This is a genomic window from Radicibacter daui, assembly GCA_030657355.1.
Lineage (GTDB): Bacteria > Pseudomonadota > Alphaproteobacteria > Radicibacterales > Radicibacteraceae > Radicibacter > Radicibacter daui.
This window is the reverse complement of the sequence record CP131056.1, coordinates 1114208-1129784: the sequence shown is the minus strand read 5'-3', so window position 1 is coordinate 1129784 and position 15577 is coordinate 1114208. Positions and strand designations below refer to the sequence as shown.

The 15577-nt window shown below is 65.3% G+C and carries 19 protein-coding genes and 1 other RNA gene; 11 read left to right on the top strand and 9 right to left on the bottom strand.

All coding sequences use genetic code 11. The features are described 5' to 3' along the window. Positions 1 to 51: 51 nt before the first annotated feature. Positions 52 to 777 (top strand): TetR/AcrR family transcriptional regulator, encoded by a 726-nt coding sequence (locus QTL98_RS05350; protein ID WP_445681192.1) that lies wholly within the window; start codon positions 52 to 54, stop codon positions 775 to 777. A gap of 234 nt (positions 778 to 1011) precedes the next feature. Here the strand turns inward: QTL98_RS05350 and QTL98_RS05345 are convergent, their stop codons facing one another. Beyond that, positions 1012 to 1701: a helix-turn-helix transcriptional regulator gene (locus QTL98_RS05345; RefSeq protein WP_445681191.1), complete on the bottom strand. Its 690-nt coding sequence runs from the start codon at positions 1699 to 1701 to the stop codon at positions 1012 to 1014. Positions 1702 to 1851: 150 nt separating this feature from the next. On the opposite strand from QTL98_RS05345, the gene QTL98_RS05340 reads away from it, so the two are divergent. The 9 genes from QTL98_RS05340 (at position 1852) to QTL98_RS05300 (ending at position 9700) form a co-directional block, all read left to right on the top strand. Then, complete coding sequence (locus QTL98_RS05340; protein ID WP_445681190.1) at positions 1852 to 2493, top strand: LysE family translocator; 642 nt, start codon at positions 1852 to 1854, stop codon at positions 2491 to 2493. Between the two features lie 140 nt (positions 2494 to 2633). Next, on the top strand, positions 2634 to 3338 hold the full coding sequence (locus QTL98_RS05335) for a glutathione S-transferase N-terminal domain-containing protein (RefSeq protein ID WP_445681189.1): 705 nt from the start codon (positions 2634 to 2636) through the stop codon (positions 3336 to 3338). Positions 3339 to 3527: 189 nt separating this feature from the next. Continuing rightward, on the top strand, positions 3528 to 4532 hold the full coding sequence (locus QTL98_RS05330) for a threo-3-hydroxy-L-aspartate ammonia-lyase (protein ID WP_445681188.1): 1005 nt from the start codon (positions 3528 to 3530) through the stop codon (positions 4530 to 4532). Beyond that, positions 4529 to 4918: a RidA family protein gene (locus tag QTL98_RS05325; protein WP_445681187.1), complete on the top strand. Its 390-nt coding sequence runs from the start codon at positions 4529 to 4531 to the stop codon at positions 4916 to 4918. Before QTL98_RS05330 ends, QTL98_RS05325 begins: the two co-directional genes overlap by 4 nt. Before the next feature lie 98 nt (positions 4919 to 5016). Continuing rightward, on the top strand, positions 5017 to 5874 hold the full coding sequence (locus tag QTL98_RS05320; protein WP_445681186.1) for a hypothetical protein: 858 nt from the start codon (positions 5017 to 5019) through the stop codon (positions 5872 to 5874). A 141-nt stretch (positions 5875 to 6015) separates the two neighbouring features. Next, positions 6016 to 6816 (top strand): hypothetical protein, encoded by an 801-nt coding sequence (locus QTL98_RS05315; protein ID WP_445681185.1) that lies wholly within the window; start codon positions 6016 to 6018, stop codon positions 6814 to 6816. Positions 6817 to 6953: 137 nt separating this feature from the next. Then, on the top strand, positions 6954 to 7769 hold the full coding sequence (locus tag QTL98_RS05310) for a transporter substrate-binding domain-containing protein (protein WP_445681184.1): 816 nt from the start codon (positions 6954 to 6956) through the stop codon (positions 7767 to 7769). Positions 7770 to 7912: 143 nt separating this feature from the next. Continuing rightward, complete coding sequence (locus QTL98_RS05305) at positions 7913 to 8731, top strand: transporter substrate-binding domain-containing protein (RefSeq protein ID WP_445681183.1); 819 nt, start codon at positions 7913 to 7915, stop codon at positions 8729 to 8731. A 153-nt stretch (positions 8732 to 8884) separates the two neighbouring features. Continuing rightward, a complete protein-coding gene (locus QTL98_RS05300) occupies positions 8885 to 9700 on the top strand; it encodes a substrate-binding periplasmic protein (RefSeq protein WP_445681182.1) in 816 nt (271 codons plus the stop codon). Between the two features lie 24 nt (positions 9701 to 9724). Here QTL98_RS05300 and ruvC read toward each other — a convergent pair whose 3' ends face one another. Then, the gene (gene ruvC / locus QTL98_RS05295) at positions 9725 to 10234 is read right to left on the bottom strand and encodes a crossover junction endodeoxyribonuclease RuvC (protein WP_445681181.1); all 510 of its coding nucleotides are present in this window, start codon (positions 10232 to 10234) and stop codon (positions 9725 to 9727) included. A 128-nt stretch (positions 10235 to 10362) separates the two neighbouring features. Here ruvC and QTL98_RS05290 point away from each other — a divergent pair, with 128 nt between their 5' ends. Next, on the top strand, positions 10363 to 11010 hold the full coding sequence (locus QTL98_RS05290; protein WP_445681180.1) for a glutathione S-transferase family protein: 648 nt from the start codon (positions 10363 to 10365) through the stop codon (positions 11008 to 11010). A gap of 71 nt (positions 11011 to 11081) precedes the next feature. On the opposite strand, the gene QTL98_RS05285 is transcribed toward QTL98_RS05290, so the two are convergent. The 7 genes from QTL98_RS05285 to QTL98_RS05255 all read right to left on the bottom strand — a co-directional run bounded on the left by QTL98_RS05285 (position 11082) and on the right by QTL98_RS05255 (position 15529). Beyond that, the gene (locus tag QTL98_RS05285) at positions 11082 to 11840 is read right to left on the bottom strand and encodes a YebC/PmpR family DNA-binding transcriptional regulator (RefSeq protein ID WP_445681179.1); all 759 of its coding nucleotides are present in this window, start codon (positions 11838 to 11840) and stop codon (positions 11082 to 11084) included. 191 nt (positions 11841 to 12031) lie between these two features. Beyond that, positions 12032 to 12847 (bottom strand): TIGR00282 family metallophosphoesterase, encoded by an 816-nt coding sequence (locus tag QTL98_RS05280; protein WP_445681178.1) that lies wholly within the window; start codon positions 12845 to 12847, stop codon positions 12032 to 12034. A gap of 85 nt (positions 12848 to 12932) precedes the next feature. After that, positions 12933 to 13586: a 5-formyltetrahydrofolate cyclo-ligase gene (locus tag QTL98_RS05275; protein WP_445681177.1), complete on the bottom strand. Its 654-nt coding sequence runs from the start codon at positions 13584 to 13586 to the stop codon at positions 12933 to 12935. 48 nt (positions 13587 to 13634) lie between these two features. Next, positions 13635 to 13792, bottom strand: a non-coding RNA gene (gene ssrS / locus QTL98_RS05270) — 6S RNA. A 13-nt stretch (positions 13793 to 13805) separates the two neighbouring features. Further along, positions 13806 to 14135, bottom strand: a complete 330-nt coding sequence (locus tag QTL98_RS05265; protein WP_445681176.1) for a cell division protein ZapA — start codon at positions 14133 to 14135, stop codon at positions 13806 to 13808. A gap of 41 nt (positions 14136 to 14176) precedes the next feature. Then, positions 14177 to 14389: a hypothetical protein gene (locus QTL98_RS05260; protein ID WP_445681175.1), complete on the bottom strand. Its 213-nt coding sequence runs from the start codon at positions 14387 to 14389 to the stop codon at positions 14177 to 14179. A gap of 168 nt (positions 14390 to 14557) precedes the next feature. Then, entirely contained in the window at positions 14558 to 15529 is a 972-nt protein-coding gene (locus QTL98_RS05255) for an isoaspartyl peptidase/L-asparaginase family protein (RefSeq protein WP_445681174.1), read from the bottom strand. Positions 15530 to 15577 lie beyond the last annotated feature (48 nt).

Below are 15577 nucleotides of genomic sequence, written 5' to 3'. Positions count from 1 at the left end.
TCCAGTGAGATTTAATTGGAACATTGTTCCAGTCCTGTCAAGATGGCGCGCATGACGACCAGAACAGAGACATCCGGCCGCAACGCCGCCCGCAGCCGCCCCGGAAGGGCGGACCGGCGCACCGAGGCGCTTTCCCGCGAGAAGATTGTGGCGGCGGCCATCGGCATTCTGGATGCGGAAGGAGAAAGTGCGCTCACCTTCCGGGCGCTGGCGGCACGGCTTTCAACCGGGGCCGGCGCGCTTTACTGGCATGTGGCCGACAAGGGCGAGTTGCTGGCAGCCGCCAGCGACGATGTGCTGACCCGGACCTTTGCCACCCTGCCGCAGGAGGCAGACCCGGCCAGCGCCATCCGCACGCTGGCGCTGGCGATGTTTGATATGATCGACCGTCACCCCTGGGTCGGGACGCAGTTTTTCCGCGAACCCTGGCAGCTCAGCATGCTGCGGATTGTCGAGGGCATCGGCGGGCCGCTGCAGAAGCTGGGCGTGCCGGACGAGGCGCTGTTCGATTGCGGCTCGGCACTGCTCAACTACATTCTGGGTGTTGGCGGGCAAAACGCCGCCAATGCCCGCCTGCCAACGAAGATCATGGAACGCGAGCCCTTTCTGGCAGATGTGGCCAGACGCTGGAAACAGCTGGACCCGCAGCAATTCCCCTTCGTGCACCGCGTGGCAGACAGCCTGCCGGGCCATAATGACCGGCAGCAGTTTGTCGCCGGCGTAGACCTGATCCTCGCCGGGATCGAGGCACGGTATCCGGCAGCCCGCAACCTATGAACGTATGCGCTCGATAAGCTTCTGAAGGCACTCTACGAGTGCAACGGCTTCGTCCTCTGCAAGTTCAACTGGATCGCCATGTGGCTCTCGCGTCTTGATCATCAATGAGCCATGACCCTCAGCGATCCAGAGGGTTATCCAATCCGCGACAGTGTGTATTTCCAGAGCTTTTTCCACTCACCTCTCCCGCCATAAAATGCCCCCGACCGACGACCCGGTCCTACCCTTCTTTACTCAATAGGCCGGCACCTTCCAGCCCGAGATCCAGCGCTGGCGCAGGGCATCACCCTCGCCGGGAAAACCCTCGCCGGTCAGGATGCTTTCTCTGATCCGCTCGGTACGGAAATGGCGGATATCCTGCCGCAGTTCACACCAGGCGACGATGTTTGCCGTCTCGGAATAATAAATGAGCGCTAGCGGGCGGATGGTGCGCCGGCTTTCCCGCCCCTCGGCATCGTGGTAGGCAATGGCAAGCTTCAGCTCCTCGCGGATGGCGCGGCGCAGCCCGGCAAGGTCAATCCCCGTCGGTTCCGGCATCACCGTGCCCCAGGCATGGAGGGCGCGGGCGCTCAGCGTCTGGCGCAGCGGCGGCGGCAGGGCGGCTGCCAGTTTCTGCTCCACGCGGGCGGCGGCCGCCTTCATCTCGCTATCACCGGTGCGGGCGAGCAGCGCGAGGGAAAGCACCAACGCTTCCGTTTCCTCAATGGAGAAATTGAGCGGCGGCAGGGTAAAGCCGGGGCGCAGCACATAACCGATGCCGCGCTCCCCTTCGATGGGCACACGCATGGCCTGCAGCGCGGCGATATCGCGGTAGAGCGAGCGCTGCGTTACCTCCATGCGGCTCGCCATTTCCGCCGCCGTGACCGGCCCGCGGGCAAGACGCAAAATCTGGATGATCTCGAAGAGGCGCGCCGCCTTGCGCATGGCCCCGGCCCTTCCCCAATTTTCCGCCGCCCTGCACAACGCAACTGACACAAGGCTGGCCATTGCCGCTTGTTATAAGAGGCACTGAAAAGAGCGGATTACAAGGCATCAGGCCAAAATCCGCCTCCCCTCTGGCAGGCGACAACTGACATGTCCTACACGGCAAATCTCTGGGTCTATTTTGCGCTCGTCTTCGGCATCATCATCGTGCCGGGCATGGACATGCTCTATGTGCTGACTAATGCGCTGACCGGCGGCAGGAAAGCCGGGCTTTCCGCCACCGCCGGCATCATGGCAGGCGGGGCCGTGCATACGGCTTTCGGTGCGCTCAGCGTGGGCATGCTGCTGCAATTCGTGCCCTCGCTCTTTACCGTGATGCTGTTTGTCGGCGCGGCCTACATGGCCTGGATCGGGGTGACGCTGGTGAAAAGCAGCATCGTCATCGACCATGTTGAAGGCAGCGCGCGGCGCAGCGCCTGGGTCGCCTTCCGCCAGGGGGCGATTACCTGCCTTCTGAACCCCAAGGCCTATCTCTTCGTCTTCACCGTGTTTCCGCAGTTCCTGCGCCCGCAATTCGGCGCGCTGCTGCCGCAGGCGGTAGCAATGGGCGCGGTGACAGTGCTGACACAGCTCGGCATCTATGGCGGCCTCGCGCTGGCGGCCGCCCGGGCGCGCCACCTGCTGACATCGAGCCCGCAGGGTACCGTGCTGGCTGGGCGGCTGGCGGGAGTGCTCTTTATCGCCGTGGCCGCCCTCACGGCCTGGCACGGGGTGGCGGCGCTCAACGCCTGAAACATGCAGCGCTTCACATAAGCGCGAGACGGACAGTCAGAGGCTGTTGTGTCGCACGGAGGCTCAAGTATCGTCAGGCCTTTCCGCGACAAGGGGGCAGCCGCCGCTGCCCCCTCCACAAACAGGGAAGCGCCCGCGCCATGACCGATCTTTCCGCCTTCGCGATTACCAAGCGCTGGCCGGCCAAACACCCGGACCGCATCCAGCTTTATTCGCTGCCCACTCCCAACGGGGTGAAGGTGTCGATGATGCTGGAGGAGACCGGGCTCGCCTATGAGCCGCACACCATCAATATCGGCGCCAACGAAACCTGGACGCCGGAGTTCCTGTCACTGAACCCCAACGGCAAGATTCCGGCGATCATTGACCCCGACGGCCCGGACGGAAAGCCGTTCGGCCTGTTTGAATCCGGCGCCATCCTCGTCTATCTGGCCGAGAAGACCGGCAAGTTCCTGCCGACCGATCCTGCGCTCAAATACGAGACGCTGCAGTGGGTCTTCTTCCAGATGGCAGCAGTGGGCCCGATGTTTGGCCAGCTGGGCTTCTTCCACAAATTCGCCGGCCGCGAATATGAGGACAAGCGCCCGCGCGACCGTTACGCCGCCGAGAGCAAGCGCCTGCTGGGCGTGCTGGAAGACCGGCTTGCCACCCGCCAGTGGATCATGGGCGACGCGTTCACCATCGCCGACATGGCTCTGCTCGGCTGGGTGCGCAACATCAATGGTTTCTATGAGGCCGGCGAACTGGTGGATTACGCCAGCCTCAAGCATGTGCCCGCCTGGCTTGCCCGCGGCCTTGCCCGCCCGGCTATCGAGCGTGCGCTCAACATCCCCGCGCGCCCTTAAGTCTGCCCTGCACCGAAAAAGCCGCCCGGCGGAACCCGGGCGGCTTTTTTATCGGAGCCTTCCTTCCGCGCCGGCCATCACACCCGTTAATGGCGCTCATCAAGATTTCGCGATTGCCCCGGGCCGCGGCTGCTGCCACCAATCAACTCTCCCGCCCGTCTTTCAAATCCCCATACGGACAAGAAGATCATGACCGCCTCGCCCGCTACCGGCCCGCTTGCCATCAGCTTTGACGATGTGAAGGCCGCGCGTGAGCGCATAAACGGCGTTGCCCATGTGACCCCGGTGCTGACCTCGCGAACAGCCGATGCGATGGCCGGGGCCAGCCTGTTCTTCAAGGCCGAGAACCTGCAGCGTGTGGGCGCCTTCAAGTTCCGCGGGGCCTATAACGCCATCTCCCGCCTTTCGCCCGAGCAGAAGAAGCGCGGCGTCATCGCCTTTTCCTCCGGCAACCATGCCCAGGGCATTGCCCTTGCCGCGCAGCTGCTGGGGGCGCCCGCCACCATCGTGATGCCGCATGACGCCCCGGCGGTGAAGCTGGCGGCAACCCGCGGTTATGGCGCCGAGGTGGTGATTTATGAGCGCGGCAAGGAAGACCGCGACGCCATCGGCAAACGCCTTGCCGCCGAGCGCGGGCTGGAGCTGATCCCGCCCTTCAACCATGTGGACATCATGGCCGGTCAGGGCACTGCGGTGCTGGAAATGTTCGAGCAGATGGAGGAGATGGGCGGCGTGCCGGACGTGCTGTTCGTGCCGCTTGGCGGTGGCGGCCTGCTCTCCGGCGCGGCCACCGTGGCGAAGGCTTTGAACCCGGCTTGCCGTGTGATCGGCGTGGAGCCGGAAGCCGGCAATGACGGCCAGCGCAGCCTTGCCGAAGGCAAGCTGGTCGAGATTGCCGTGCCCAGAACGCTTGCCGACGGCGCGCAGACCCAGTGCCTTGGCACCCTGACCTTCCCGGTACTGCAGGCGCTGGTGGAAAAGGTGGTGACGGTGAGCGATGCGCAGCTGGTTGAGGCCATGAAGTTCATGGCGAGCCGCATGAAGGTGCTGGTGGAGCCGACCGGCTGCCTTGGCATTGCCGCCGCCTTCGCCGCCGGGGAAGACATTGCCGGCAAGCGCGTGGGCATCGTGATTTCCGGCGGCAATGTGGACCTCGCCTCCTTCGCCGAGCTGTGCCTCAAGGGGGCAGCATGAAGGAAACGGGGCCGCTGCTGGTAAACGCCGCCGAACTGCCGGCCCCGGCCGGCCACTACTCCCACGCCGCGATTGCCGGCGGCATGGTTTATGTCAGCGGCCTTTTGCCCTCCACCAGCGAGGGCAAGCTGCTTTCCGCCGAACCCTTCGAGCAGCAGGCGGGGCAGGTGCTGCGTAATCTCGACGCCGTGCTGGCAAGCGCCGGCACCAGCCGGGAGAAGCTGGTTCAGGTACGTGTCTATGTGGCCGATGTGGAGCACTGGGGCGCCTTCAACCGGCTTTATGCCGACTGGATCGGCGCCCACCGCCCGGCGCGCTGCGTGGTGCCGGTGCCGGCGCTGCATTACGGCGTGGCACTGGAGGTCGAGGCGGTGGCACTGGCCTGAAAGCCAGACACAACCAGAAGAAAAAATTAACCTTACAAAAATCTATTTTCTATAAGTTCATGCCCCGGGGGAGCGATGTGCCAGCCGGGAGCGGAAGCATGAAGCGCGAGATTTTTTCCGGGCTCTATTTCTGGGGCCTGCTGATCCTCATCGTTGCGGCCCTGTGGATAACGCTCGGTTTTGCGCCGGAACTCTGTGCCGTAAAATCACGGGAAGCCTGCACAGTACTGCGCCCCTGGATATGGGCGGGGCTGGTTGCCGCCCTGACCTTGCTGTTTGCCTTTGCCGGCCAGGGCCTGACCGGCCGCTGGGGCGGTATCCTGATCGATAGCCGCAACAAGATCAGCCTCTCCCGTTTCCAGATGGCCGGCTGGAGCATCGTGGTGCTGGGAAGTGTGTTTTCGGCGGCGCTCTGCAACATCGCCGGGCTCGGCATCGAAGCCGGCAGCTACAAGGGCCCGCTGGATTTCGACATTGACGCCAACCTGCTGGGCGCCATCGGCATCGCCGGCATTTCCCTTGTCAGCGCGCCGGTAATCCTCAACGCCAAAAGCACCCGGCCACAGGCGCCGGCGGCCGCCAAAAACCAGGCCATCGACCAGCTCGGCGCCGATCCGGGCGACATGACCGAAAAGGGCCAGATCTTCGGCTGGCGCGACCCGTCCCTTGCCCGCTGGACTGACCTTTTCCGCAGCGACGATACGGCAGGCGCCGCCACTGTCGATCTTGCCAAGGTGCAGCAATTTGCCGTCACCCTGCTGCTGCTCGGCGTCTACAGCGCCGATATGCTGGTAACGCTCCATGGCGCGGACCTGATCAGCGAATTGCCGAAACTCTCGCCGGGATTTGTCTGGCTTCTGGGTGTCAGCCACGGCTCCTACCTCGTCGCCAAGGCCAATCCACTGGCTGCCCCGACAGCGCCGGCCCAGCCGCAGGATACCCCGGCAAACAGCTAACCCACGGAAAAAGCCACAGGCCGGAAGGTAAACCAAGCCGGGCGAGATATCCGCTCCGGCTTAAGCTTCTGCAAATCTCTTTCTGCCAGCATGCATACCGGAACATGACAGATACCGGCGCGGGGACGGCGGATGGGCCTTGTGGGGCGACGCACAGTGATGCTGGCGGCAGCGACGATCGGCTGCGCCTGCGGATTTCGCACGGGCCCCGGCCGCGCGCGGGAGCGCACCCTTACCTTCGTCTTCGGCCGGCCGGAGGCGAGCCCGCGCGCCCAGTGGCTGATCGCCCTCTATCGCGAGGCGCTGGCAGCGCTGGGCTATGGCTTCCGCTTCCTTGATGTGCCGCCGAACCGGGCAACGGCCATGGCGCGCAGTGGAGAGGTGGATGGCGACCTCGGCCGCATGTCGGACTATGGCGACCTTTACCCTGAACTGGTGCGGGTGGAAGAGCCCAACACCACGGTGCGCCTGGCTGCCTTCGGCACCGACCAGCTGGAGCGGGTCGAAGGCTGGGACTGGCTGGCCGATTACCCCTATCAACTGAGTTACCGGCGCGGCATCAAGCTGGCCGAAGCCCATTTTGCCAATCACCCCGAACTCGGGGTCCTGGGCGTCAACGACACGGCGCAGGGGCTGAAGCTGCTGCAGTTCCGCCGCTCCGGCCTCTATCTCGATATCGAGGAAGCCGTTTACGACTACCTCTCCACCCCCGAGGCCTATGACACGCTGCAACGCGGCCTGCCGATCATCGAGGCCGGGGTGATGCAGCAGCAGACGGGTCACGCCTTTCTCAATCGCGGCACCTGCGGCGAGCTGGCGATGCCGCTGGCGGAAAAACTGCGGGAGATGAAAGCAAGCGGCCGCTGCGGCCTGCTGCTCGACAAGGCGCTTTCGGCAGCCGGATACCGTGACCGGCCACTCTTCGGTCCGCGCCCGGGCTGACCCTGTCCGGAAGACCAGCCGGTATCAGCCCCCTGGTTTTGCCAACGGGCTGCCGCGCCCTATATTATCGAAAACAGAAGAACCGCGACCACTCCGCAGCATCCAGTTGCGGGGCAGGCACCCCGGAGGATAGGCCCATGAAGGCGCTTGAGCGGCGGCGCGTGCTGGCGGGCTCGCTGCTGGCTGCCGGAGGCATGGTACTCACCGCTGCACTCCCGGCGGCGTCCGTCAGGCAGCAACTCTCCTTCGTCTCCAGCCGGCCGGAAGCCGATCCCCGCACCCAGTGGCTGATCGGCCTTTATGGCGAAGCGCTGGGGCAGCTTGGCCTTACCCTTGTTTTTGTCGATGTGCCGGCCAGCCGGGCCGTTGCTATGGAGACAAATGGCGAGGTGGACGGCGATCTGGCCCGTGCTTATGCCTTCGGTGCGGCGCACCCGGAGATGGTGCGGGTGGAAGAGCCCAACAATACCGTGAGATTCAGCGCCTTTGCCGCTGGCGACAGCCCGGAGATTGCCGGCTGGCAGTGGCTGGAAAACTTCAAGGGCCGCATTGCCACCCGGCGGGGTATCCGGGAGATCGAGACGCGGCTGGAGAAGCTCCAGATACAGGGCCGCGCCGATATCGTGACAACACCGGAACAGGGACTGCTTTTGCTGCAGGCCGGCCGGGTGACGTTTTATCTCGATGTGGCGGATGCGGTCTTCGACTACCTGTCGACCAATGCGGCCTACGACACGCTCGCGCACGGGCAGCCCATTCGCGAGGCAGGCCTCATGGAGACCACGACCGGCCACGCCTATCTCTACCGGGCCCGCCATGAAAAGCTGGCGATACCGCTGTCGGATATCCTCCGGCAGTTGAAGGCGGCCGGGCGCAGCCAGCAATTGCTGAGCGAAGCCTTTGCCCGGGCCGGTTACCACCCTGCTCCGCTCTTCGGCCAGCGCCCCGTCTGATCGACCTTCAGCCGCTGCCTATACGAGCGTACCGGTGGGCAAGTGCCGGAGGGCGGGGGTATGATCCGGGACATAAGGCACCCTCACCTCCGGCGCACTGCGCCGGCAGCCTCCTTCGCGTAAGCAGAGCGGAACGACCAGAGATGCCCCTGCTCGCACGGCGACAGATACTGACGTGTACGGCGCAGACAACCGCCGCCGGGCTGCTGCTGGGCACCCCCGCCATGCTGCGGGCCGGGCGGCGTGAACTTTCCTTTGTCTTCAGCCGTGCCGAGGCTGACCCCCGCACCCAGTGGCTGATCGGCGTCTATCGCGAGGCGCTGGACCAGTTGGGGCTCGATTTCCGTTTTGTCGACGTGCCGCCCGGCCGGGCAACGGCCATGAGCAGGGGCGGTGAAGTGGATGGAGAACTGGGGCGCGTCCGCAGTTTCGGCGACCTTTATCCCGAACTCATCCGTGTGGAAGAACCCAACAACCCGGTGCGCTTCGTCGCCTTCGCCACCGACGCCAGCCGCAGCATTTCCGGCTGGAACTGGCTGGACCAGTATCAGGGCCGGGTTGCCACCCGCCTGGGTATCAAGGAGATCGAGGCGGCGCTGCAGACCCGCCTGCCCCATGCGCCGGGCGAAGCCGTCAACAGCATCGAGCAGGGCCTGCGCCAGCTTCAGCTTGGGCGCATCGATCTTTATCTCGACGTCGAGGAGGCGGTATTCGACTACATGTCGACCGATGCCGGCTACAAGGCACTTGGCGGCGGCCCGGCGATTACCGAGGCAGGGGTCATGGAAGCCACAACCGGCCATGCCTATCTCTACCGCGCCCGCAACGAGGCGCTGGCAGGGCCTCTGGCCGAGGTTCTGCACAAGATGAAAGCGGCAGGCCGCCACCGCGATATCCTCGCCGCCGCGCTTGCCAGAGCCGGTTATCATCCGAGCCCGGTCTTTGGCGAACGGCCGGCCTGATCCGGCGACTTCAAACCGGCCAGAATCCCGCACCAACGGCTGCACTCGGCGATAGGCAGCCGGGCGGCAAGCTGTTTATATTATCATAAATATGTAGGCTGGATCGCCGCGTGAGCATGAGCCGCCGGCGACGAGATCCGGAGGGTGGCGCCGATGGAACCGGTAAAACGGCGAACACTGCTTGCGGGTGCCCTGCTGGCCGCCGGCGGTTTTACGCTGGCCCGCCCCCGCCGGGCACGAGCTGCCCGGCAGCAGCTCTCCTTCGTCTCCAGCCGCCCGGAAGCCGAACCGCGCACCCAGTGGCTGATTTCGCTCTACACCGAAGCGCTGGATCAGATGGGCCTCGACTTCCGGTTCGTGGAGGTGCCGCCAAACCGCGCCGTTGCCATGGACCGCAGCGGGCAGGCGGATGGCGATCTCGGGCGTGTCTATGCCTTCGGCAGGCTTTATCCGGAAATGGTCCGCATCGACGAGCCCAACAACACCGTGCGTTTCAGCGCCTTCAGTGCCGACGCCGCCATGGACGTGACCGGCTGGCAGTGGCTGCGCAGTTATGACGGGCGGGTGGCCGCCCGGCGCGGCATCAGCGAGATCGAGGCCCGGCTGGAGCAATATGGCGTCAGCGGGCGCATTGACCGGGTGGAAAGCCCGCAGCAGGGCCTGATGCTGCTGCAGGCGGGCCGCGCCAGCCTCTATCTGGACGAGGCGGACGCCGTCTACGATTACATGTCCACCGACGGCGCCTATGACGCGCTGGAACACGGCCCGAAAATCCACGAGGCCGGGCTGATGGAGATCACCACCGGCCACGCCTATCTCTACCGCGCCCGCCATGAGGCGCTGGCCGCGCCGCTCTCGGCGACGCTGCGGCAACTGAAGGCCGCAGGGCGCAGCAAACGGCTGCTGGAAGACGCTTTTGCCCGTGCCGGGTACCGGCCAACCCCGGTTTTCGGCGCACGCCCGGTCTAGGTGCCCGAAAGGGGCGCCGGAGGCCTAGCGCGCCGATCCCTTCATCTTGCCGCCGATCTTGCGGTGGGTGGAGGCATGGTGGGCATGACAGATGGCGACGGCCAGGGCATCGGCAGCATCCGCGCTTTTCAGCTGCGCGGTCGGCAGCAGCACCCGGACCATGGCCTGGATCTGCTCCTTGGCGGCGTGCCCCGCTCCCACCACAGATTTTTTGATGAGGTTTGCCGGATATTCATAGACCGGCAGCCCGGCCTTGGCCGGCACCAGCAGTACCACGCCACGCGCCACGCCCAGCTTCAGGGTGGAGACGGGGTTCTTGTTGACGAAGGTTTCTTCCACCGCCGCCTCGTCCGGCCGGAAGCTCTCGATGACCTTCAAAAGCCCGTCATGCAGGGTGACGAGACGTTCGGCGAGAGGAAGCTTGTCATCGGTATCGACGGCGCCCGCCGCCACGAAGGTCAGGCGGCTGCCTTCCTGTTCGATGAGGCCCCAGCCGGTGTGGCGCAATCCGGGGTCGAGGCCGAGCAGGCGCATCGGGTCTTCCTTTTTCAAATCTGCATCAACTCTGTATCTGGCCGCAGCTTGATGACAGACTAGCCGGCAAAAGAGAACAAAAACAGATCAAACCGGCATCAGACCGCTTGAGGGAGGAACAAGGGAAGATGAAGCTTTATTTCAGCCGCAACCCCAATCCGCGCCTTGCCGTGGCGGTAGCGCGCCAGCTCGGCCTGACCATCGACTTTGAATTTGCCGAGCCTTTTGCCCCGGGACAGGCGGAGCGTTACCGACCGCTGAACCCCAACCTTTCCATCCCCATTCTGGTGGAAGGCGGCAAAAGCCTCTGGGAGGCCGATGCGATTGCCTGCCGGCTTTCCCGTGCCGCCGGATCGGATTTCTGGCGCCGGGGGGAGGATGAGCCCGACATGATCCGCTGGATCAGCTGGGGCAAGGAAAACTTCGTGCGCGCCTGCGACATGGTGCATTTCGAGCGCGGTACCAAGCAGCGCTACGGCATCGGCCCTATCGACCCGCGCCTTGTCGAAGCCGGGCTCAAACGCTTCCACGCCGCCGCTGCCATTCTTGAAGCCGAGTTTGCCACCCGGGACTGGCTGGTTGGCAGCACGCTCAGCCATGCCGACTTCCGCATGGCGACATTCCTGCCCTTCAACGAGGTGGCAAGGCTGCCGCTGGAGACCTATCCGGCCCTTGCGCGCTGGTATGGCCGGCTTGAGGCGCTGGAGGCCTGGCGCGACCCCTTTACCGGGCTCGACGCTCCGCCCCTGCCGCCGATACCGGGGCCCGGGGACTGACAAGAAAACAAAACCCCGGCGGAAGGCTCCGCCGGGGTTTTGTTTTTTGATCCGCAAGGTCGCCCGCAGGATTACTCGGCGGCCAGACGCTCCATCACATCTTCGGCGATATCGGCGTTGGTATAGACCTTCTGCACATCGTCATTATCTTCCAGCACGTCGATGAGCTTCATCAGCGAGCGCGCCTTGTCCTCGTCAGAGACGGGGGTCATGGTCGTCGGCAGCCAGACGAGACCGCTTTCGCCCGCCTCACCCAGCGTTGCTTCCAGCGCATCGCGCACGGCGGCGAACTCTTCCACCGGGGTGGTGATTTCATGGCGCTCGTCGGTGGTGTCGACATTCTCGGCACCGGCCTCGATGGCCGCTTCCAGCACCTTGTCGGCATCGCCCACCGACAGCGGGTAAGTGATGAGCCCAACGCGGTTGAAGGAGAAAGCGACCGACCCGGTTTCGCCCAGGGCACCGCCATTCTTGGAGAAGGCGGCGCGCAGTTCCGGCGCGGTGCGGTTGCGGTTGTCGGTCAGCACCTCGACGATAACGGCGACGCTGCCGGGGCCGTAACCCTCATAGCGCATCTCTTCGTAGTTATCGTCCTTGCCGGCACCCGAGGCCATCTGGATGGCGCGCTCGATGCGATCCTTCGGCATGGAGGCGGCACGCGCGGCGATAATGGCCGAGCGCAGGCGCGGGTTACCGGACGGGTCCGGGCCGCCACCGGTCTTGGCGGACACGGTGATTTCACGCGCGAGCTTGTTGAAGATCTTGGCCCGCTTGGCGTCCTGCGCACCCTTGCGGTGCATGATGTTTTTAAACTGGGAATGACCGGCCATGGCTCGGATCGCCTCTTTTGAAAACTGCTTTTGCGAAGCGCCGCCCGATGGCAGGGGCGCTTTTGGTCACATGCCGCCTCATGAAGCGGCGAGAAGGGTCGCCCGGAGGTACTGCATGGGCGGTTTGCGGTCAAGCTGCCGGCCATTCCGCAGCGCGGCAAAACCCGGCGGAAAGAGAACCAAAAACCGGCTCAGAAAGCCTCCGACGAAGGCATCAGCAGCCCGCCGACGCGCAGCGGCGCCACCTTGATCGCAAGGCCGGTGGCATCGTCCGTCTCAACCAGCACGCCCGAAAGCGTGGCCTCGCCCTTGGCCGGTTCCATGCGGGGGCCGGGAATCTTGCGCAGGAAGCGGTGAGTCGAGGCTTCCTTGTCGTTGCCGATGATACTGTCATAGTCGCCGCACATGCCGGCATCGGTCTGATAGGCGGTGCCGCCGGGCAGGATGCGGGTATCGGCGGTCGGCACATGGGTGTGGGTACCGACGACCAGCGACACGCGCCCGTCGAGATGATGGCCGAGTGCCTGCTTCTCGCTCGTCGCCTCGGCATGGAAATCGAAGAGGGCGGCATTGCAGCCGCGCCCGAGCCCGACTTCACCGAGGATGCGGTCGGCGGCGGCAAAAGGATCGTCATAGAGATCCATGAACAGGCGGCCGATGAGGTTGACCACCAGCAGCTTGCGCCCGCCGCGCACTTCCACGATCACGGCGCCGCGGCCCGGCGTGCCGCCCGGCAGGTTGGCCGGGCGCAGCAGGCGCGGCATGGCATCGATCTGCTGCACCAGTTCGCGCTGGTCCCACACATGGTTGCCGGTGGTCACCACATCGGCGCCCTGGGCCAGCAGTTCCTCGGCGATCTGGCGGGTGATGCCACGGCCGGCCGCGGCATTCTCGCCATTGATGACGACGGCATCGAGATTGTGGCGCGCCTTCAGCCCGGGCAGGTGGGTTGCAACGGCATCGCGGCCGGCGCGGCCCATGATATCTCCCAGGAAAAGCAGCCTCATCGTTCCTCGACCAGTCCTTCAGATCAAACAGCAAAAAGCAAAGGCCGCCGCAGGGCGGCCCTGAAGCGGCAGGCCCGATGGATCATCAGGCGCGACGCGCGGCGCGATTGTCGACGGGGATGCCTTCCGGCGTCACCACAAGATCGAGCCTTCTGTCATAGACGCCGCGGGGCAAGGCTTCCACCCCCTGAACGCCATAGGCGATGCCGATGGCCAGCGGCGGCAGGCCGCCATCGGCGGCAAGCGCCGCCAGCGTGCGGTCATAAAACCCGCCACCATAACCGAGGCGATGACCCTCCATATCGAAGGCCAGCATCGGCACCAGCACGATATCCGGACGCAGCAGCCGGGCGGTGGCGTCCGGCTCCAGGATGCCATAGGAGCCTTCCCGCATCGGATCGCCGGCCCGCCAGGCGCGGAAGATAAGCGGCTCCGCCAGCGCCACGATGGCGGGCAGCGCCGTGCGGGCGCCCACCTCCGCCAGCAGGGCCAGCGCCGGCTCGACAGCCAACTCGTCCCCGAAGGCGGCATAACCCGCGACCACCTTGCCGGCCGCGCCGTTCCCGTCCGGTCCGGCCAGAAGCCCCACGAGGCGGGCGGCCAGCAGCCCGGCGGCGGCGGGCTCGGCCCGCGACGCTTCGGCACGCACCAGCCGTGCGCTGCGACGGGCGGCGCGTTTGGCCGCCGTCAGCGCCGCATCGGCGGGATCGATCACTTCAACATCGGAAAGGCGGGTCATGAGCTGGTCAGCGCCGGACCCGGAAGGCCGCCGGGCAGGAAAGAAGTGGGATGGGCCGCGTGGCCGATGGCATGCCATGATCCTCCGCGCCTGCCAAAGACAGGTGGGCGCCATATACCGGGGCCAGGGCCCCGACAGGGACAGCTCCCAAGAGGATTGATATTCGGCCCGGGGATCGCTGAGCCTGTCGCGCGTTGCAGCGCCATCCCGCTGATAGAATTAGGAGCGGTCCTGCCGTTGCGCAAGGGCTTCGATGCGGGCGGTGATTTCCTGCACCCGGACTGTGGCCGCGGCCTCATCAAAAAGCGGAAGTCCCTCGGCCCCTTTCGGGCTGGCAGCTTCCTGCTGCGCCGTCTCGGCCTCATCCAGCAGCATCAGGCTGGAGAGCACCAGCAGATGGGCATCGGAGAGCATGGAGCTGACTCCGCCACTGATCTCGGCAGCCGCGCCATCGAGCCGGGCGGCAAGGCGGCGGACATGATCTTCCTGCCCGTCATCACACTGCACCGGATAGGTGCGGCCATGGACCACGACATCTACACGCGCCATTCAGCACATCCCGCAGCTGGTTTGAGGGCAACCGTTCACCATCAGACGTACTTGCCCGCCTGCAGGTCGCCGATGACCCGGTCCAGCCGGTCGCTCACCGCCTGCTCGCGCCGGCGCAGGATGTCGCGATCCGCGCGGGTGGAGATCACCTCCTCGCGCAACTCGCGCAGCTCCTCCTCGCGGTCGGCCAGCACCTTTTCCAGGTGGGCGATCGCGGCCTCCAGAGCGGCAACCGAAGTTTCAAAATCGGACATGGGGTGGAACGTTCCGGCGCGGGTCATCAGATCAGCGCCCAAGATCGGCGCAGAACCTTTTGAAATTTAGGTTTTCTTAAGGCTCTGCGTCAACAGCGCGCATCAAGCAAACGCCGGGGCGCTACAGCCCCTGAGCGCAAAACATGTCTTTTGTGTGGGAAGCCGCCGTTACCCCAGTGTCTCGACAACCGAAAAATCATCGCCATAGACGCCGACGCAGAGCACGCCATCGGTAGTAATCGCGCCGCGATACATGCCGGGCGTGTTGAAAGGCATGGCGACGGTGCCGTCCGGCCCGACGGCAATCAGGCCGGCGCCGCAATCATGCGCGGCAAGATCGGTGAAGATGGCGGCATGTGCCGCCTCGGCAAGGCCCATGCCGGCAAACTGCATGCGCGCGGCGATGTCGCGCGCCGTGGTGTGGCGAATGAAATACTCGCCGCGCCCGGTGCCGGAGACGGCGCAGGCACCGTTGGCGGCATAGGTGCCAGCGCCGATCACCGGACTGTCCCCTACCCGGCCAACCCGCTTGTTGGTGTATCCGCCGGTGGAGGTGGCGGCGGCAAGATTGCCAAGAGCATCGACGGCAACGGCGCCGACGGTGCCATGTTTTTCCGCTTCGCTCGCCGGCCGCTCCAGCTTGCCGGCTTCAGCGAGTTTCGCCCGTTCCAGATAACGCCGGCGCAGATCGGTGGAGAAATAATCCTGGGCGACAGTCTCCAGCCCCTGCTCGCGGGCGAAGGCATCGGCCCCGCTTCCCGCCAGCAACACGCAGTCGGAGGCTTCCATGATGCGGCGGGCGGCGCTCACCGGATTGCGGATAGTGCGAACGCCGGCCACGGCACCGGCCGCCAGGGTGCGACCATCCATGATGGCGGCATCAAGCTCATGCTCGCCACCGGCATTGAAAACGGCGCCATGGCCGGCATTGAACATCGGGTCATCTTCCAGCGCCCGCACCGCCGCCTCGACCGCATCGAGCGCGAGGCCACCGGCCGACAGCACCCGCCAGCCGGCCAGCAGTGCCTGCCGCAGCCCTTCGCGGGCCCGGCGATATCCCTCATCCCCCAGCTCGGCCCGGGGAATAGCCCCGGCCCCGCCATGGATCGCTATCGCCGCCTTGCCTGCTGCCACTGCCATCTGCCCTGTCCTTTCTGAAGGAGGCCCCCATCAAGGCTGAAACCGCAT